A 17,856-nucleotide genomic window follows, 5' to 3' on the forward strand; every position below is an offset into this window, starting at 1 on the left:
GCCGAGAGGGTTTGGGACGCAGAATCATCGAAAGCACGATGAATCATGGCGGCGCTTTTAGCAATCGAATTGCGTGGAAAGCGCTGCGCCTGTCGGGAACACAAAACGAATGATAATCTTGCATTATCGCTCGTTTGGAAAAAGGACTACTGCAGCACCTGCAAACCGTGCTTTTCGACCACCGACAGAAGCTTCAGCGCCAGCCCGCTCGGCCGCTTGGCGCCGGTCTCCCACTTCTGCACCGTCGATTCGGACGTGTTGAGATAGCGCGCGAACACCGGCTGGCTGACGTGATTGCGCTCGCGCAGCGCCTTGATCTTCTTGGCGTCGAATATCGTCGGCCGGGAAAGGCAGGCTTCGTCGAAGGAGCGCAGGGTCTGCTTGTCGACCGTGCCGGCGCGCACCATGCCTTCCACCGCGCTGTGGATCGCCTCGAAGGCGTCGCTCTTGAATTTTCGTTTAATCGTCATCGCCAATCTCCATCAAAGCTCCAGCAGTCAATTCCGCGTCCAGATCCACGGTGGATTTGCGCCGGTAGAGCGCGGCCAGATCGCGAAACGCACGCAATTCGTCATCATCGATGTTCGCCCTGTCCTGTTTGGCGAACAGATAGACGTAAACCCAAAACTCGCCGCTCCTGGCGAGCAGGATCGATCGGAAGCGATTGTCGCCGAGCCGTTTTTTGAAAACGCCTCCGCCGAGATCGTCCGCCTTGCCCTGCGCGGCCTCCCTGGCTGCCCGCGTAAGCGCTGCATCCGAAAGCCGTGCCTTGCGCGCCGCCTTGGCGAACCATGCTGTCTTGAATATTCGATCCGGCATGACGAAAGATAGCACTTGGTGCTATGGTATTCAAGGGATGTCGCAACGGTTGTCGAGCGACGCCAGCCTCCGGATCACGACTTCCCTTGCAACCGCCCATCCAAGGTGGCATCATCAATCGTGTCCCTGTCGGGTCCGTGAACCACAGCGGCCTCGCTGTAAAATGTTACGAAAAATCCGCTAATTCGGCTAGAATCCGGCAATGAACCCAAAATCTGATTCGTTCGAGATCAATGAATTGCCGCCCGTTGATGGAATGCGAACGACAGCCCAAGACGTCGAGCAGAAGCCCAAAATTTACACCCGGAATAACTCCGGGGCGTCCCACAGCACAACGCTGAATGTCGAGATTTCCGCCTCACAGGCCTGGGCTGAGCCGTCAGCGCCGATTGCCGGCGACGGTCTCGACAGCGGCGGTCTCGACAACGAGTTGCCGGACATTATCGATCTCGTCATGGCAATGGGACGGCCGGTCGACGGCACCTCGGACTGGACGCCCTCCCCTCCCCTGTCGTCCACCGCGCCAAATCGCCTGCCGGCACACCTGGACCAGCTCGCCGACCGCGCCCGCGACTATGTCGAGGCGGCAAGTTCGGCCAACACGCGCCGCGCCTACGCCGCCGACTGGAAGCATTTTTGCGCCTGGGCACGCCGCCAGAATCTAGAGGTGTTTCCGCCTGGCCCACAGACCGTCGGCCTCTACATCACCGCCTGCGCATCCGGCAAGGTAACGGGGGACAAGAAGCCGAACTCCGTGGCGACAATCGAGCGCCGTCTCTCCTCCCTATCCTGGAACTATACGCAGCGTGGCCAGCCGCTCGACCGCAAGGACCGCCATATCGCCACTGTGCTCGCCGGCATTCGCAACAGCCACGCACAGCCGCCACGGCAGAAGGAGGCGCTTCTTCCCGAGGATCTGATCGCGATGCTGGAGACCCTCGACCGCGGCACCCTGCGCGGCCTGCGTGATCGCGCCATGTTGCTGCTTGGCTTCGCTGGCGGCCTGCGTCGCTCGGAAATAGTCGGCCTCGATGTTGGCCGCGATCAGACCGAAGATTCTTCGGGCTGGATCGAGAGTTTTGACAAAGGCATGCTGGTGACGCTGCGGGGAAAGACCGGCTGGCGCGAAGTCGAGATCGGCGGCGGCTCCTCCGACGCCACCTGCCCGGTGGTCGCCCTGCAGACCTGGTTGAAACTCGCTCGTATCGCGCACGGACCGCTGTTCCGCCGTGTCACAGGCCACGGCAAAGCGGTTGGAGCCGAGCGTCTCAACGACCAGGAAGTTGCACGGCTGGTCAAGCGCACCGCGCTGGCCGCCGGCGTTCGTGGCGATCTGTCGGAAGGCGAGCGCGGGACCAAATTCTCTGGGCATTCGCTGCGCGCCGGCCTCGCTTCCTCGGCCGAGGTCGATGAGCGATACGTGCAGAAGCAGCTCGGCCATGCTTCCGCGGAAATGACCCGTCGCTATCAGCGCCGGCGCGACAGGTTTCGGATCAACCTCACCAAGGCAAGCGGGCTGTAAACGCCCTTTGGAGGGAGCCGCCGCTAATAACCTCCGTTTGCGCGATCGCCTTGCTGCTATCACAATATGTCGATAGATTACGGTTCTATCGACATGACTTGACAATGTGTCGATGCCAACGACATATCAACCCCGACATGTCGATCGAACAGGGAACCATCGACATGACGTTTCAGGCCGACCGGCCTTACAATGACCTCCCTCCCCTGCCCCCAAAGGAGGATGTTGAAACGAAGTCCGTGCTCAAGGCCTGCATAGCGGCGCGCGCGGCCCTAGCAGAACTCAGGATATCGGGTCAGCTTATTCCGAACCAAGCAGTCCTCATCAACTCTATCCCGCTCTTAGAAGCCCAGGCAAGTTCCGAAATAGAGAACATCGTCACGACGACGGACCGCTTGTTTCGCTTCGCCAATGAAGCCGGAAATCTCGCTGATGCTGCCACGAAGGAGGCGCTGCGCTACCGCACCGCGCTCAATCAGGGCTTCCGAACTCTGCAAGAGCGTCCTGTGACGACATCAACGGCGGTCGCGGTGTGCCGCACCATCAAGGGCGTCGAACTCGACATTCGGTCGACGCCGGGCACGGCCCTGGTCAACCAGGCGACGGGTGCGGTTGTCTACACCCCGCCCGAGGGACAGAACCTCCTGCGCGACAAGCTGGCGAACTGGGAGCGCTACATCCATGAGGCCGAGGACATCGATCCGTTGATCCGCCTCGCCGTGATGCACTACCAATTCGAGGCCATCCATCCGTTTATCGACGGCAATGGCAGAACCGGCCGCGTGCTGAATCTGCTCTATCTGGTTGACAAGGGCCTCCTGGACATCCCGGTGCTCTATCTAAGCCGCTATATCATCCGAAACAAAGGAGCCTACTACGATCGCCTTCTCGCCGTGACGACGGAGGGCGCGTGGGAAAGTTGGATCCTCTACATGCTCGCCGCGGTAACGGAGACTGCAGGCTGGTCAACTGCCCGTATACGTGCGATCCGCGACCTGCTCGACCAGACCGCCGAGCGCTTGCGCCGAGACCTCCCGAAAATCTACTCCCGAGAGCTTGCCGAGATAATCTTCGTCAATCCGTACTGCCGGATCGGCGACCTGGTTTCATCCGGCATAGCGAAACGACAGGCGGCATCGGTCTATCTAAAGACCCTCGTCGACAATGGCCTGTTGCAAGAAGTCAAGGCTGGTCGCGAGAACCTCTATATCAATCCGGCCTTGCTGGCGCTTCTCACCGAGCGCGAGCCGGCGCAAGGCGGCCGGTGAAGCCCTCACCTTCCCTACCGGCACTAAACCGCCCGTCCTGCATCTCGCCCTCATCCGAAGAGGACCGTTTGATTGCCCTGGTTTCCGGCATATCTGAAACGTGCCTGGGCTTTTTCGTTCGCCACATTGCCGCCAAAATTGTTCATCCGAGGTCACCGTTGGCCATGGCCAGGCAGGATCCTCGCCGGCCGCCTCCTCTTTTCGGGCGCGTTCCTGCAAGAGCTGGCATGCCGACACCCGCCATTCGTGCCCCTCTTTGGTTACCCACATTTTCATCCGGTCACCCTACCGGTACGGTTGGGGCTTGAGCGGCTACTGCAGCACCTGCAAACCGTGCTTTTCAACCACCCACAGAAGATTCTGCTACAGCCCGCTCGGCCGCTTGGCGCACCGGTCTCCCACTTCTGCACCGTCGATTGCGACGTGTTGAGATAGCGCGCGAACACCGGCTGGCTGACGTGATTGCGCTCGGGCAGCGCCTTGATCTTCTTTGCGTCGCATAACGTCGGCCGGAACAGGCAGGCTTCGTCGAAGGAAGGGTCTGCTTGTCGACCGTGCCGGCGCGCACCATGCCTTCCATCGCGCTGTGGACCGCCTCGAAGGCGTCGCTCTTGAATTTTCGTCTAATCGTCATCGCCTATCTCCATCAAAGCTCCAGCATTCAACTCCGCGTCCAGATCCACGTTTGGGTTTACGTCTATCTGTTCGCCAAACAGGACAGGGCGAACATGATGATGCCGAATTGCGTGCATTTCACTGGATTAGCGCCGGCAAGCGCCCCCAAGGCTAGTCAGATGGCATCGTTTCAAAGTGCAGGTGGGGTTCTGGATGGGTCGATGAAACCGAGCAATTGAGGGTCGTCGAGGAAAATATCGATGTCGTGGCTTTCGCGATGGCCGATCTGTATCATCATCGCCATTCCGCCACCAAATGACCTTTCGAAGTCGTGGCCGCCGGCATTCTGCCGAAGCTGGTCGATTAGGTCGGATAGTGGGGCGACCAAGCTGGAAATCGGGCAGGCCGGCCAAGAGACACCGCCGACCGCCATCAGCCAGAACGTATCGCCGACTTCGTGCATCCGTTCCAGAGGCGGTCTGCAATGAGAGAGAAGGCGCACCCTTCGCATCCATTGCGATTGCGTCCGCTCACCGACCGGTCGGGGCACGCTCGACATTTGAAGGCCGTGGAGCGTTCGATTATCTTACTTTGATAGCTATACATCATCCGAAATTAGGTCGGCCTGTTCGGCAGTTGAAAGGGTGACGACCGCGCAAGTTCGCCTCCCGCTGAAGTTCGGCCCTCAGGTCGGCCCAGCACCGTTCCTATCTTGCACAGAGGGCACAACGTCAACCACGGAACCGGAATCGTGCCCCGACCGTTAAACTTGACAGCCGTGCAAATCGGATAATTGTGCCATCATTTCAATGGTGTAGACGTCTGAATGTCATGCCAAGCTCGTGCTGCCTTTATGGCTTGCGACAACGGTTCCCAACAGCTCACAGATGCAATTTTAGATTATGCTTTCGAGGCGAGAACGCCCGTTAACCTCCTGTTAGCTAAAAACTTCTTGCTGGATTGTCCGAATCGGGCATTAATCACGCTTGAAGTGACAATCATGTCAGAAAAGCGTTATTCTGGAAATTGCCGAGTATGAATTTGATGCCCGATCACGACTTGGAGTTCGATTTCGACGAGGAGATTCTCGAACAGGGAGAGCTTATCTCGGACAAATTGAACATGCTGCGGCTTGAGCAGTATCCACCAAATGCGATGAAGGGGCTACGGCAATTTTCGTCGGTCGAAGTCGCGGATTTTCTGGGCGTCACCCAGAATCATATTAAAAAGCTGCATCTCGAAGGCAAGGGCCCCGCACCTGAGGTTTCCAATTCGGGTCGTCGTTCATACACTGCTCTGCAGATGCTCGAGTTGCGTCAATACCTCGACAAGCACGGTCGTTCGGACTTCAAGCGCTATGTTCCTCACCGCCGTCAAGGTGACACATTGCAAGTCATCTCCGTCGTCAATTTCAAGGGTGGCTCCGGCAAGACAACAACAGCTGCCCATCTAGCTCAATACCTCGCTCTGACAGGGCACCGCGTTCTCGCAATTGACCTTGATCCGCAAGCTTCCCTGTCAGCTCTGCATGGCATTCAGCCTGAACTCGACAAGAATCCCTCGCTTTATGAGGCACTTCGATACGACGAGCACAAAAAATCAATCAAGGAGATTATTCGGCCGACCAATTTCCCGGGTTTGGACATCGTGCCTGCCAATCTTGAACTGCAGGAATACGAGTACGACACTCCACTAGCCGCTTCTAGCAAGAATTCACCAGAAGGGCGCTTGTTCTTCACGCGCATTTCTGCGGCGCTCAAGGAAGTTGACGATCGCTATGACGTGATTGTCATAGATTGCCCACCGCAACTCGGTTACCTAACGCTCACATCTCTGACAGCTTCGACGGCGGTGATTATTACCGTGCACCCGCAGATGCTCGATGTGATGTCGATGTCTCAGTTCTTGCTCATGCTCGGTGGCATCCTGCAGTCCATCAAGGGGGCTGGGGCAGCGGTGAAGCTGAAGTGGTTCCGTTATCTCGTGACTCGATATGAGCCGACCGATGGTCCCCAGGCCCAGATGGTTGGTTTCCTGCAAGCACTTTTCAACAAGCGCATGCTCAAGAACCAAATGGTGAAGACTACGGCCATCTCAGACGCGGGCATCACGAAACAGACACTTTACGAGGTCGAGAAAAGCCAATTCACGCGATCAACATATGAGCGGGCGATTGAAAGTCTGAACGCGGTCAATTCCGAGATTACATCACTTATTCATAAGGCATGGGGGCGGAAGTGACCATTTTGACAGCCGTGCAGAACGACAGTTTTGGAAGCAATTTCAAAAAGATGAGAGCAGGTCTGAGAGGACAGAATGGCTAGAAAGGACCTTCTGGCAAGCGTAACCGCGTCACTTACTCGGGAACAGCCAGTGCATTCGGCATCGCAGGCTAGGTCTGACTACGCCAAGCGTGGCGCGTCGCGTTCGATGATGCAGTCACTGGACGAACTGGCCGAGAATTCAGTGCGGATGCTCGACGGAGAAACCGTGGTGGCGATTGACCCCAAGGATCTCGATGGTTCGTTCATTGCTGATCGTATAGGGGAGGATGACGCAGAATACCTACAGCTCAGACAAGCCATTCGTACATCTGGCCAGTCGACACCGATCCTTGTGCGACCGCACCCCCATGATATAGGCCGCTACATGATTGTATTTGGCCATCGACGGGCAAAGGTCGCCCGCGATCTCGGCATTAATGTCCGAGCGGTCGTGAAGCGCTTGGCTGACATTGAGCATGTCATCGCACAGGGCCAAGAAAATACTGCTCGAGCCGACCTGTCGTTTATCGAGAAGTCGTTGTTCGCACGGAAGTTGTTTGAGAGCGGTATGACGAAGGATACTGTCAAATCAGCCCTTACGGTCGATGACACGCTGCTGTCTCGTATGCTGTCGGTCGCTGAGACGGTTCCCGAAGCGGTGCTGAGTGTCGTTGGGGCCGCAAAGGGTGTTGGCAGGGATCGTTGGGAAGAACTCAAAAAACTAGTTCAGATTCCAGCCAATGCTACCAAAGCGATCGAGTACGTTCGAACCGAGGAGTTTGCAGCAGGTCAGGTGAAGGACGAAGTCTTCAACCTGCTCCTCAGTCATCTGAAATCATCCAAGACACCCAAGAAGCCAAAGGTTGCCCTCGCACCCAAAGCCTGGGCTCCTGCCGACAGATCACTGAGCGTTGCGATTAGAGGGACACCAAAGAAAGCTTCGATAATAGTCGAGGCAGCTTACGGTCTCCATTTTGCTGAGTTCATAGCAGGCCAACTGGACGGTCTTTATGAGGCCTACAGGAAGCAGGAAAAGGAAACCAAGGGAGACTAAAACCGCAAAAGAAAAAGGCCCCCGACGGCGAACCGTGGAAGCCCTTCTCGATCTTTAGCAAGCCGAGAATCTCATTTCCGCGAATCAGTGTCAAGCGTTTTAAGCGTCGATTCGGCGGACGGATTTCTTTTGCCTAATTGAAGGCGAAGGAAGAAATGGAGACTGGTATTGCAACGACGCCCTTTGGGCGGCGGCCGATGTCGCTTGCCATGCTGGCAGCGCAAAACGATTCACGTGAGATCTCCAAGGGCAGGGTGGTCGACAAATGGCAGGTCTACCGCAACCTCTGCGAAGGCAAGAGCATCGTCGGCATCGGCGATCGCGCTCTGGCCGTGCTGAATGCGTTGCTGTCATTTTATCCTGACAGCGAATTGAGTGAGGAAAACGACCTCATCGTCTTTCCCTCGAACGCACAGCTGTCGCTCAGGGCGCACGGAATGCCAGAGCCCACAGTCAGACGACACCTGGCGGCTCTTGTTGACTGCGGGCTGATCATCCGTCGGGATAGCCCGAACGGCAAGCGCTACGCCCGCAAGGGCCGGGGAGGGGAGATCGAGGAAGCATTCGGCTTCTCCCTGGCCCCCCTGCTGGCCCGTGCTTACGAGTTCGAGGCGGCGGCCGAGCGTGTTCGTGCCGACAACCGGGCGCTCAGGCTTATGCGCGAGCGGATCACCTTGCACCGCCGTGACATCCACAAGCTCATCGAGGCGGCCCTTGACGAAGATGTTCCGGGCGACTGGGGAGGCCTGTGGAAGCGTTTCCGCAGCGTTGTGGAGGCAATTCCGCGCCGAGCCTGCATTGCCGAGCTCGAACCGATCATGGCCGATCTCGCTGCATTGCACGAGGAAGTGGATAAGCTGCTGGAAACGCATATGAAATCCACGAATCCGAGCGGCAATGACTCTCAAAACGAGCGGCAGCAATCTGATTCAAACACCGACTCTATTTTTGAATTTGAACCTGCTTTAGAGAAAAGCGGGGCGACGGCCGAGCCAAGCACGACCGCAGAGCCCCCGAAAACCTACCCGCTGGGGATGGTGCTGAAGGCCTGCCCCGAAATTGCGGACTACGCCGTCGACGGGATCGGCAATTGGCGCGATCTCATGATAACCGCCGCCCAGGTGCGGGGATATCTGGGTGTTTCGCCGTCAGCGTATGAGGAAGCCTGCCATGCGATGGGCCAGGAGATCGCGGCGGTGGTGATTGCCTGTATCCTGCAACGTGCTCAGCACATCAATTCCGCCGGCGGCTATCTTCGGGCGCTGACTGATAAGGCCAGGGGAGGGACCTTTTCGGTCGGGCCGATGCTGATGGCGGCGCTCAAGGCGAACGGCGCCACAGCAAGGATGACAGGATGACGATATCGCTTTGCGCCAGTTCAAGCGCGAATTACGTATATTCCGGAAGAAAGGAGTTAGGCCGATGACCACCACCGTCACCGCCGCCGCCGTCTCGAAAAACTTCGGCGCCGATCAGGATGCCGCGGTTCGCGACCCTGTCATCATCACCAAGAACGCCCGGCCGTGCACCGTGCTGCTGGCTTACGAGGATTTTGTCCGGCTGTCGAAGCGTGACCGGCGGGTCGAGTTGACCGCGGAACTCAGCGCGGACGAAATCGCCGCGGTCGAAGCCGCCGAAATGGAGCCGGGCCTTGACCACCTCAACGACGAGCTCCCTCCGGCGAAGGGTCTGACGGCAAAAAATGCTGCCGGTTGAAATCAAGGTCGGCCACGTCTTCCGTTATTCATATCCCTGGCATTGGCAACACCGCGAGGGCCCGCGAGGAAGCCGACAAGGACCGACACTGCCTTGTGCTGGCGCTGGTCGCCATGCAGGAGGACGGATCGCCGGTCGTCCGCGTCCTGCCGATCACCCATACGCCACCGTCCGATCCCGATGATGCCATCGAGATCCCGGCTGCGGTCAAGCTGCGCTTGCGGCTTGACCCTGAGCGGTCGTGGATCGTCTTGACGGAAAGCAACCGGTTTGCCTGGCCGGGGCCCGACATCCGGCCGCTGGACACGGAGAGCGGCTATTGCGGGCCGCTGCCGCCGGCGTTTTTTGTTGCGGTCAAGCGCCGGTTTGTCGCCATCGCGACGGGCCAGGCGCACACGAGCACGCCGCGCTCGGCGTAACGACTGGTTCTGCGGCATGCCGGACGGCGGCTAGGCGGTCTGGATCAAAGCGTCTTCCAGGCGCGTTTCTGCGGCCTTAGCGGCTGTGTCCTGATTTCAATTAAAGTCATAGGCTAAGAATTCGGCGCTGGTTTTACCTTGCGACTTCGCGGCGGAGGTGGGCGGCGTTGAGAAGGTGCTGGTGCTGATGTGAGTCGCCTACTTCCAGCCAATCACCCGCTCCGAGCTGTCGTATTTCTTCGGCAAAGAGGTCAGCCTCGACCGGCAATCCGCGTTGCGCCGACTTCACCGCGTCGAGTGCGCGCAGCCCGACACCCGGCGTGCCTATACGTGTGACGACATGGGCGTTCCTGCCTGGTGACGCGACCATCAACGATCAGAAGGCGAGATAGATGGAAGGACGCCCTCCAGGCTAGGAGTGGTCTTGCCAAACCTGACGCGGTCCGCGCAGCGCCACGGCGGCGATGTTGTCCAGCGATTCCGTGAGTTCGGTCGTGACGGGGCGCCCAATCATCCTTGCAATCGTGGAGTGCACCTCCTATTTTGCAAGGAAGAATCGAGGCTCACGCCGCGTCGGCTGCTGCGTCGAGCGTTCCAGCATGGCGATCAGATCATCCGGCAGCACCGCCTCTTTGGGAGGCGGGGCGGCGTGTTTGTTGCGCCTGCCCGCCATGACCGTCGCGATATGATTGTTCTTGCCCAACGCGTTTCCGGGTTTTGATCGACGAGAGAGAGCATCTCCTCTAGAAAGATCAAAACGAAAGGCTACGGTTTATCGTTCGTTTTAAACTGTCGACGGGCACGGCGGCTTTGGGCTATTTTCGTTGCCAGAAGCGCCGCGATGATTCATGCTGTCGACGATGATTCTGCGCCCGAAACTGCTTAGCCATGCACCTGTGGTCGTCACCGGTGCAGTCCCGGCTGCGCTGGCCACTCCCGTGCCGACCTGGCTGCGCGCCGCGGCGGCCGGTCCGGACTCGATTGAAGACGCTGCGTTTGCCGCGGCCGCGGCGCTGACCGCCCTCGATGCGGTGGTGCGCCGGCAGGAGATGTGGGCCGGCGCCTGGCGGCAGCGCCTGGCGCTCGCGGCAGCAGCGGCGGCAACGGCCAAACGCGCCGGCCGGGTCGAGGGCGAGGCGGCGCTGCGCGACGCGCTGCTGCTCACCCGTCCCGGCGACGACGTTGGACCCGCCGGCCGTATGCTGCTTGCGTGGCGAACGCTGGCATCGCGTCCGGTCGCGACGTTGGTCAGCGAGGCGGTGTTGGTCGATGTCGGCGCGGATCTGGGCAGCGCGCTTGACGAGGCGGCGGCCGGCCAAATCGCTGACGAAATCCAGGCGACGGCTGGCGTGGTTGGTAATGCAATCGCTGGCGCGGTCGACGCGATCGCCGTGCTCGAGCGTCATCACAGTCGCGCCGCGCGTGAGCTTGGACCGTGGCTTGCCGACGCTGTTTTGGCCGACCGGCTAGGGTGGGCGCATGCGGTGCCCCTGTTCGGCTTGCACCCGGTGGCGGGCGGTCGTCGGTCACGACATGCCGAACGGCAATCCGGTCAGCCGTCCCGGCAACGCATTTGGGCGGCTTATGCGCAGGCGGCGCTGCAGGCGATGGATCTTGCGGCCGAGCTCGGCCGCCGCGCCGACCGCCTGCTGGCTGTCGCTCCAAAACTGCGGGCGAAAGGGGCGGACACTGTCGTCGAGAAGCTGCTGTCCGACGACGCGATCGTCGCATCCTCGAAGATCGCCGGCATGAGCGACCGCGGGCTGCGCCGCCTGTTCGACCGGCTGATCGAACTTGGTGCCGTCCGCGAGCTGTCCGGCCGTCCGACCTTCCGCATCTACGGGCTGTGAGACCATGGAGCAGGCGAGGGGGAGAAGGGCGAAGGAGCGATCAGATGGTCACCTGTTCGACCGCGAATTGGATCACCTGCCGCCAGAAGTACGTTGGCGCGAATGGATGAACCGCGTCGAAGCAACCATCTTCGCCGCCAGCGAACCGGTTAGCCGCGAGGTGCTTACCCGCATCGTCGGCAAGACCTGCAGCATCGACCTTTTGATCGACGACATCCGCGAGGAGCTGCGGGGCCGGCCATACGATCTGGTCGCGGTCGCTAGCGGCTGGAAGCACCTGACGCGGCCGGCCTATGCCGACGCCATCCGTACGGCCGTCGGCTCTAGCGAACGCGCCGTGGACCTCACGCAATCCGAAGTGCTGGTCTTGATGTGCATTGCCTTCTTCCAGCCGATCACGCGCGCCGAACTGTCGTCATTCTTCGGCAAGGAGATCAGCCGCGACCTGATCGGCAATTTGCGCTCCTTCGGCCTGATCGCCTCCGGCCCGCGGAGCCCCACGCCAGGCGCCCCCTATACCTATGTGACGACGAAACAGTTCCTGCTGGAATTCGGGCTTGAAACCTTGCGCGACCTTCCCGACTTCGAGGCTCTCGAGGATGCGGGGCTGCTGTCGAAGGAAAAGCTTCTGGCGGGCGACATCATGCCGGGGTTTTCGGGCCCCGGCGAGAGTGATGCCGACGCCGACGAGTAGAGCGCCTGTGCCTGGCCGGACGACCGCCATCGTCACCGCAACTTCTCGAGCGACATGACGGCAAGATCGATTTTTCCCACAAGGTCCCTCAACGGCGCACAATCCGGATAGTGTTGCATCAGCATGGACTGTACGAGGCGGAGGTCCTCGATATGTTGTTCGCCAGCTTTTGACGTTCCTCCGGCGGAATTCTCTCCGTAGTAGAGGTCGAAAAACACCGCATCGGGCATGGCCGCCCGATCGTGTTCGCATTGAACCCAGTCATCAAGCTCGCTTCGGACTGCATCGACGCGCTTGTAGACGCCTGCGCGCGCTCGCATGTCGGTCAGCACACCCTTTACAGAGTGCCTATCTTGGCATGCGCGTCCACGGGCATCGCCGCCTTCGGACGCCGGCGTCGCTTGCCGCTGAGCGGCAGCCGGTACTCGACAGTGGTATTGGGACCGCGTGGCGCGGTAGCTTTTCGTTGAACGTTTCTCGCGAGCTTCACCTCGGCTTCAGCCTTCTCTCCCGGAGTCACAAAAGGAGCGTGACCGTCGATGGCGACCCTGTCACAATTCGCGGGCACGATTGGTGAAGGAGCTTTGGAAAGCGCTAGCAGGAGCCCATCGAGCGAATATCCCTTCGAAGTGTCGGCATACAGATAAAGTTCACAGCCCCCTTCCGGATAGTACATCCCCGCCCATTCCGGCCTTGCAAGCGACCAGTTGTGTTGCCGCGCCCAGGCGTCACGCTCGGCACCTTTCGACGCAACACTCCTTGCGTAAGGTTCGTCGGCCCCGACGTGATGTTTTGCGACAGGATCGTACCAGGCACTTCCATGATCACGTCCAGGCAGGCGGGCCGAATATACCGCTCCGGGTTCGACGTGTGCCTTGGATGGCTGCAGGCCCGTGATGTCGATGAACTGCAGTACCCTCGCGGCTCCGCAAGCGATGTCCAAAGCCGCGCGCGCCGAGTCTGGTCGATACTCATCGACCACATGGTCTGGGGCATGACGCCGGAACGACCGAGCTTGTGAGCATATCGATACTGAGACGGCTTGATCAGTTCATCAAGCGGCTTTGAAATGAATACCCGGATCGTCTCACGGCCGGATGTTCGTGTTTGGCCGTCTTCCCAGAAGGTGGAGATATAGACCACATTCCGCGCCAGGCTGGCTTCCGCTGAACGATCGCCCAACGATCGGCGTGCATGCCGAAAATTGCCAAAGCCCGATACTTGAGATGCCGTGTCGAGGGCTTCGCTGTGCGAGATTGCATCTCGCTTTGAGATAGCCTTGGCAAGGCGCTTTATGCCCTCAATCGAGGACGGCTGAATATCTGTCTTGGACATGCCAGTTCTCCTGGCTCGTTGGGAAGTGTCGCCCGTCAACCACCTCGCGAGCCCGAACATGACATGAACGGGAGCGTCACGATCGGCAGTGCTGTCAACAGCTTCGCAACGACGGGCGGCGCGCTCCTGCCAGAAGCACCGAATCGTAGAATACAATTGATTTCTTTTCGTGAGAAGTCTCTGGCCCACTCGGACGGCGGCAAGAGAGAGGTCCGAAGTATGCTACAATTTTCGGATATTCTTGGATTGGCTTTTCCCCACAAGATCAGCTAGCGGCTGACTTATGCATCGAGCGAGGCGAACGGCAGGTTTGCCGCCTGATCCCGGTCGTTCGTTTCCGTCTTCCGAATCTGAAAAGCGGACATTTGACGAGAGGATCCCCTAGATTGGACCCCTGACCTCCGTGACCGCATCTGGCGATGACGAGCTCGAAGTTTCGCGCTGAATTGGGATCGGCGCTGCGAACGTGCGCCATATCGATGCTGATGATGAACTCTTTGCGTCGATCGCCAGGAAGCTGCATTTCCGCAACAAAAGCGACGGTGATGGACCAGCGTGCGCTAACAATTCCTGGCCGACCCGGAGAAGTTACCGGAATCCGGGGGCTGGTCCGCCCTGCGTCGCTCACGCCTTTTACAGCCGGGCTCGAATGAAGGCGATGCTGTCAGCGGGCGCCCGTGCGGAGTTTCGAGTTCATGCACGGCCGGTGAGAAGCGGGCAATGAGGCGCGATCGCCACGACAATGCCATAGATGCCACTTCACGGCTCTGACGTCCCTGTCGATGTAGTAAGGCAGCTCCCCGGTTGGTCAGTGTGGGACCATCTCCACTGATCGGCGATCTGCTGCGTGCGCTGGACCTTCATGGCGGTATGGAACCAGTCGATGATGTGGGCCGTCGGCTTCGGCATGGCGCGGGGCAGCCGCTTGAGAATTTCTGCGGCACCCGAGATCTCAGTGATATCTCCGAAGCCGCAGTACCCTTCGCACAGGGTATGAAGGGTGCGATCCCTCACCACCGCCTTTGCTAACCGCCGGGTTTCCAGAGACGCGTGCCTTTACGAAGGAAGTCAAACGGCCTATATTATTCTTTGCAAGGAGAAGAATAATGGGCGCACTTGCTCGCATCTATACCCCCGCAGAGGCAGCCGCTGTCAGCGGGATCGGCATCAAGGCCGTGCACAATGCGATCGACAAACGCATTGTCGATACCGTGCCGAGCACTGCTCGGCGCGTCGGTGGGGTCGTCCGACGGGCGTTGACCGGCGAGGATTTGCTGCGGCTCAAGCTTTGGTATGGCGTCGGTGCGACTTTGCCCGCTGATCGTCGCCACCGCCTGTTCGAGGAAATCAAAGCTGCCCCAAAGGCCAAGACCGTAAGGGCCGACGACCTGCTGATCGTCGACGTCGCCGAGGCGCGTAAACAACTGAAAGCGCGCATTGTCGATCTCGATGAGGCGGAGGCTGCCATCGGCCGCGTTAAAGGGGTGATGGGCGGAGAGCCTGTGTTCAAAGGAACCCGCATCCCTGTTCGCATGATCACGACGATGCTAGCGCAAGGCGCAGATGAAGCGGAGGTTCTGGAGGGATATCCAAAGCTCACGCCGCGCGTGATAGAGCTCGCCAGGATGTGGGTCGCCGCGCACCCGGTTCGTGGGCGCCCCAAGAAGCTGTTCGAGAAGGGCGTGAAAATCAAGTCGTTGAAGCGCGTGGTCTTGAAGGGCGACCCACGTCCGTCGGCCAGGTCGAGACGCGTGTGACCTCGTGAGGTTTCTGATCGATGAGTGCCTGCACACGTCTCTGGTTGCGGTAGCCCAAGAACGCGGACATGAAGCAAACCACGTCAACTGGCTTGGGCTAAGCGGCGAAACCGACTGGGACCTCATGCCCCTCATTGTCGACGAGGATTTCACCTTCGTCACCAAAAATGCCAAGGACTTCAGGAAGCTCTATGCCAAAGAACCGGTTCACGCCGGCCTGATCATCGTCGTCCCTCAGGTCGGGCCTGAAAAGCAGAGAGAGCTCTTCGATGCTCTCCTCGAAGATTTTGGCCCAGAGGAATTCCTGATTAATGAGGTTATCGAAATCGAGATCGAAAACGGCATTGCCATCGTAACACGATACGAGCTGCCGTCGCCCTAGCTGAGGCTGCGCGATCTCCGCTTAGGACCGATCCGGTTGCCAGTCGCTCATCTGCAGAATGTTTCCGCCAAGTTTTGCGAACGCGCGTTGGCGGCAGGAGAAGACGAGAATCTGCTGATCGCGTGATTGACGATGCAAAGCGTCGAACATGCGCTCAATGCGGTCGTCATCCGAATAGACCAACGCGTCATCTAGGATAACCGGTGTGGGTCGGCCGTCGCTGGCGAGCAGACGGGCGAAAGCCAGCCGGGTCAGAACCGAAAGCTGTTCTCGCATGCCGCCACTCAACCTCTCGACATCCTCGTCCTGACCATTGCGACGAACGGTCTGCGGCAACAGTGTATTCTCATCGAACACTATGGAGATGTCGTCGAATAGCAGTCTGAGTAGCGGCCGCAGCTCGGACATGACCGGTTTGAGATATAGATCGCGTGCCGCTGAGCGCGCAGCGACCAGCGTCGTGCGCAGCCTATCGAGGACGGCCTTTTCGCTTTCGAAGCGTCTCACTCGTTCTTCAGCGACTTCCAATTTTTCTCCGGCCTCGCGCCAAGCTTCTTCCACCGCGTCGTCGGACCGAGTGCGAATATGGCCATTGAGATCGGCAAGAGTTACGCGCAACTGACCTGCCTCCTGCGTGGCTGCATCCTGAACCGAGCGGGCACGGCGCAGAACGGCTTCGGCGCTGGTGAGATCGTGAGCGCCGTCGCGTAGGGGCGCAGCGCGCATTTCAGCCGCTTCGCGCAGAGTTTGTCGGGCGGTGGCTTCGGTGAGCAGCAAGCGCTCCTTTTCCTCGCGTGCTGCATCAGGTCCCAATATGACCTCGAGGCTGGTCAGTTCCGCCTGGATGGTCACGTAAGCAGTCTCCGCGGCCATGACAGCCTCGTCGGCATGGCTGCGCAGGGGCAGGGCCTCGCGCACGTTGTTGCGTGTTGTCGCCACACGCTGCTGAGCTGCTGCATGATGTTGCCGGATCTGTTGCGAATCGACTTTGAGTTCGAGGTCCCCGGCCGCGAGGGCACTCAGTCGGGCAAGCTCCTCGTGCAATTGCTGTATTCCCTTGGGCGCGAGATCGCCAAGCCGCTGGCGCGCCAAGCCCAGTTCGGCGGCCTTGTCGCGCGCTTCAACCAGGCGCTGGCGTGCCGTCATGAGGCTGTCGACACCAAGGGCCGCAAGTAGGCTGTGGCGCTTCGCTTCGGCTTCTTCGATGCTCCGGTTGGCTTGCTGCGGCCGATTTGAGCGCAGGGTCAAGGCTCCGATGCCGGCAATATCTATGCGCAAGGTGCCAGCAAAGCTTTGATCTTCTGCATGGGCCAAAGGCTTGGCATCGATGGTCACCAAATCGGCGGCGCCGTCCCGGTATTCCATGCGTAGCGTCGGAAGGGTTCCCAGTTGGGCTGCACGAAGGCCGGCAAGGTCGATTTCGAGCGCTTGGAGCTGCTCGACAGCCTGTTCCGGCACCGCCAGCATAGCTAGCGCTGCCTCTCCGTCTTCGATCTGGGTTCTGGCGACTTCGGCTTGTTTCAACCGGTTGTGTAGGCTGGCCAGTTGTTCGGATGCGTCGCGCGCCGCGAGCGTCGCATCCAGCCGCGCGAGCAGTTCGCGAGCTTCGCGTTCTTCCTGTTCGGCTACTTGAACTTCGGCCATCGCTTGTTCGTTTTCGGCTATGGCAGAAGCGCGCCGATCGAGAACCTCACTGCGGCGAAGCTGCGCAATCGTCGACTGCTCGCGCAAATCCGCGGCTCGTTTGAGCGCGGTCCGAAAACTATCGAGGGCCTGCTTCGCTGCGTCGTGGTGAATTGCCGCCAGAGCAGCTTCCGCTTCAGCAGCTTTCAGGGCTTCGGTGTGCGATTTTGCGGCCTCGACCGCGGCTTCGGCGGCCGAAATACCCTCCCGCCGGATAGCGCCTTCTTCGGGCTTTTCAAGCTCGGACAGACGCGCCATCGCCATACGCCGCTTGTCGAGCGCATCGCGCAGACCGGCAACTTCGGTGCTGAGGCGCAGCTCTTCTTTCAGCAGTTTGTCACGCTCATCGAGCGCCGCCGCATAGAGACCGCCGCTCTTGGGACGCAGCGTTGACGTAACCAGGCTATAGAGTTCTTCTTCACATGCGGCGACGATTTCGGCCATGCGTCGCCCGCCGGTCAGGGCTTCAACTTCCCCC

The 17,856-nt window shown here is 59.6% G+C and carries 18 protein-coding genes and 2 pseudogenes; 12 read left to right on the forward strand and 8 right to left on the reverse strand.

What is annotated here, in order from left to right; genetic code table 11:
- Positions 1-146: 146 nt before the first annotated feature.
- Together BPNPMPFG_RS37325 and BPNPMPFG_RS37330 are read right to left on the reverse strand one after the other, a co-directional pair.
- On the reverse strand, positions 147-470 hold the full coding sequence (locus tag BPNPMPFG_RS37325) for a helix-turn-helix domain-containing protein (RefSeq protein WP_183465791.1): 324 nt from the start codon (positions 468-470) through the stop codon (positions 147-149).
- Positions 460-819: a type II toxin-antitoxin system RelE/ParE family toxin gene (locus BPNPMPFG_RS37330; protein WP_258598840.1), complete on the reverse strand. Its 360-nt coding sequence runs from the start codon at positions 817-819 to the stop codon at positions 460-462. Before BPNPMPFG_RS37330 ends, BPNPMPFG_RS37325 begins: the two co-directional genes overlap by 11 nt.
- Positions 820-1,075: 256 nt before the next feature.
- On the opposite strand from BPNPMPFG_RS37330, the gene BPNPMPFG_RS37335 reads away from it, so the two are divergent.
- The gene (locus BPNPMPFG_RS37335; RefSeq protein ID WP_413776960.1) at positions 1,076-2,341 is read left to right on the forward strand and encodes a site-specific integrase; all 1,266 of its coding nucleotides are present in this window, start codon (positions 1,076-1,078) and stop codon (positions 2,339-2,341) included.
- A 164-nt stretch (positions 2,342-2,505) separates the two neighbouring features.
- Positions 2,506-3,609 (forward strand): protein adenylyltransferase Fic, encoded by a 1,104-nt coding sequence (fic, locus tag BPNPMPFG_RS37340; RefSeq protein WP_258599079.1) that lies wholly within the window; start codon positions 2,506-2,508, stop codon positions 3,607-3,609.
- Positions 3,610-3,972: 363 nt separating this feature from the next.
- Here the strand turns inward: fic and BPNPMPFG_RS37345 are convergent.
- Positions 3,973-4,243 (reverse strand): annotated as a pseudogene (locus BPNPMPFG_RS37345) (helix-turn-helix domain-containing protein).
- On the opposite strand from BPNPMPFG_RS37345, the gene BPNPMPFG_RS37350 reads away from it, so the two are divergent.
- Positions 4,155-4,463, forward strand: a complete 309-nt coding sequence (locus BPNPMPFG_RS37350; protein WP_258599149.1) for a hypothetical protein — start codon at positions 4,155-4,157, stop codon at positions 4,461-4,463. The pseudogene BPNPMPFG_RS37345 and the gene BPNPMPFG_RS37350 overlap by 89 nt on opposite strands.
- On the opposite strand, the gene BPNPMPFG_RS37355 is transcribed toward BPNPMPFG_RS37350, so the two are convergent.
- A complete protein-coding gene (locus BPNPMPFG_RS37355) occupies positions 4,415-4,687 on the reverse strand; it encodes a nucleotidyl transferase AbiEii/AbiGii toxin family protein (RefSeq protein WP_183455498.1) in 273 nt (90 codons plus the stop codon). The genes BPNPMPFG_RS37350 and BPNPMPFG_RS37355 overlap by 49 nt on opposite strands.
- A 572-nt stretch (positions 4,688-5,259) precedes the next feature.
- Between BPNPMPFG_RS37355 and repA the strand changes: the two genes are divergently transcribed.
- The 5 genes and pseudogenes from repA to BPNPMPFG_RS37380 all read left to right on the forward strand — a co-directional run bounded on the left by repA (position 5,260) and on the right by BPNPMPFG_RS37380 (position 9,677).
- Complete coding sequence (repA, locus tag BPNPMPFG_RS37360; RefSeq protein ID WP_258598841.1) at positions 5,260-6,465, forward strand: plasmid partitioning protein RepA; 1,206 nt, start codon at positions 5,260-5,262, stop codon at positions 6,463-6,465.
- 75 nt (positions 6,466-6,540) lie between these two features.
- Entirely contained in the window at positions 6,541-7,542 is a 1,002-nt protein-coding gene (gene repB / locus BPNPMPFG_RS37365; protein ID WP_258598842.1) for a plasmid partitioning protein RepB, read from the forward strand.
- A gap of 155 nt (positions 7,543-7,697) precedes the next feature.
- Entirely contained in the window at positions 7,698-8,900 is a 1,203-nt protein-coding gene (gene repC / locus BPNPMPFG_RS37370) for a plasmid replication protein RepC (RefSeq protein ID WP_258599080.1), read from the forward strand.
- A gap of 64 nt (positions 8,901-8,964) precedes the next feature.
- The gene (locus tag BPNPMPFG_RS37375; protein ID WP_258598844.1) at positions 8,965-9,258 is read left to right on the forward strand and encodes a type II toxin-antitoxin system Phd/YefM family antitoxin; all 294 of its coding nucleotides are present in this window, start codon (positions 8,965-8,967) and stop codon (positions 9,256-9,258) included.
- Positions 9,245-9,677 (forward strand): annotated as a pseudogene (locus tag BPNPMPFG_RS37380) (plasmid maintenance toxin (PemK-like)). The gene BPNPMPFG_RS37375 and the pseudogene BPNPMPFG_RS37380 overlap by 14 nt, the downstream one beginning before the upstream one ends.
- A 538-nt stretch (positions 9,678-10,215) precedes the next feature.
- On the opposite strand, the gene BPNPMPFG_RS37385 reads toward BPNPMPFG_RS37380, so the two are convergent.
- Positions 10,216-10,380, reverse strand: coding sequence for a hypothetical protein (locus BPNPMPFG_RS37385; RefSeq protein ID WP_258598846.1), 165 nt, complete (start codon positions 10,378-10,380; stop codon positions 10,216-10,218).
- 145 nt (positions 10,381-10,525) lie between these two features.
- Here BPNPMPFG_RS37385 and BPNPMPFG_RS37390 point away from each other — a divergent pair, with 145 nt between their 5' ends.
- Together BPNPMPFG_RS37390 and scpB are read left to right on the forward strand one after the other, a co-directional pair.
- The gene (locus BPNPMPFG_RS37390; RefSeq protein ID WP_258598847.1) at positions 10,526-11,527 is read left to right on the forward strand and encodes a DUF1403 family protein; all 1,002 of its coding nucleotides are present in this window, start codon (positions 10,526-10,528) and stop codon (positions 11,525-11,527) included.
- A gap of 4 nt (positions 11,528-11,531) precedes the next feature.
- On the forward strand, positions 11,532-12,221 hold the full coding sequence (scpB, locus tag BPNPMPFG_RS37395; RefSeq protein WP_258598848.1) for an SMC-Scp complex subunit ScpB: 690 nt from the start codon (positions 11,532-11,534) through the stop codon (positions 12,219-12,221).
- Between the two features lie 32 nt (positions 12,222-12,253).
- On the opposite strand, the gene BPNPMPFG_RS37400 is transcribed toward scpB, so the two are convergent.
- Complete coding sequence (locus BPNPMPFG_RS37400; protein WP_258598849.1) at positions 12,254-12,553, reverse strand: DUF5623 domain-containing protein; 300 nt, start codon at positions 12,551-12,553, stop codon at positions 12,254-12,256.
- Positions 12,554-12,815: 262 nt separating this feature from the next.
- Positions 12,816-13,556, reverse strand: a complete 741-nt coding sequence (locus BPNPMPFG_RS37405) for a hypothetical protein (RefSeq protein ID WP_258598850.1) — start codon at positions 13,554-13,556, stop codon at positions 12,816-12,818.
- A 1,106-nt stretch (positions 13,557-14,662) separates the two neighbouring features.
- On the opposite strand from BPNPMPFG_RS37405, the gene BPNPMPFG_RS37410 reads away from it, so the two are divergent.
- Together BPNPMPFG_RS37410 and BPNPMPFG_RS37415 are read left to right on the forward strand one after the other, a co-directional pair.
- On the forward strand, positions 14,663-15,313 hold the full coding sequence (locus BPNPMPFG_RS37410; protein ID WP_258598851.1) for a DUF433 domain-containing protein: 651 nt from the start codon (positions 14,663-14,665) through the stop codon (positions 15,311-15,313).
- Positions 15,314-15,317: 4 nt separating this feature from the next.
- A complete protein-coding gene (locus BPNPMPFG_RS37415) occupies positions 15,318-15,695 on the forward strand; it encodes a DUF5615 family PIN-like protein (protein ID WP_258598853.1) in 378 nt (125 codons plus the stop codon).
- A 21-nt stretch (positions 15,696-15,716) separates the two neighbouring features.
- Here the strand turns inward: BPNPMPFG_RS37415 and BPNPMPFG_RS37420 are convergent, their stop codons facing one another.
- Positions 15,717-17,822: an ATP-binding protein gene (locus tag BPNPMPFG_RS37420; protein ID WP_258598855.1), complete on the reverse strand. Its 2,106-nt coding sequence runs from the start codon at positions 17,820-17,822 to the stop codon at positions 15,717-15,719.
- Between the last annotated feature and the right edge of the window lie 34 nt (positions 17,823-17,856).

Origin of the sequence: Mesorhizobium sp. AR07, from assembly GCF_024746815.1 — a bacterium.
In the GTDB taxonomy this organism is placed as follows: domain Bacteria; phylum Pseudomonadota; class Alphaproteobacteria; order Rhizobiales; family Rhizobiaceae; genus Mesorhizobium.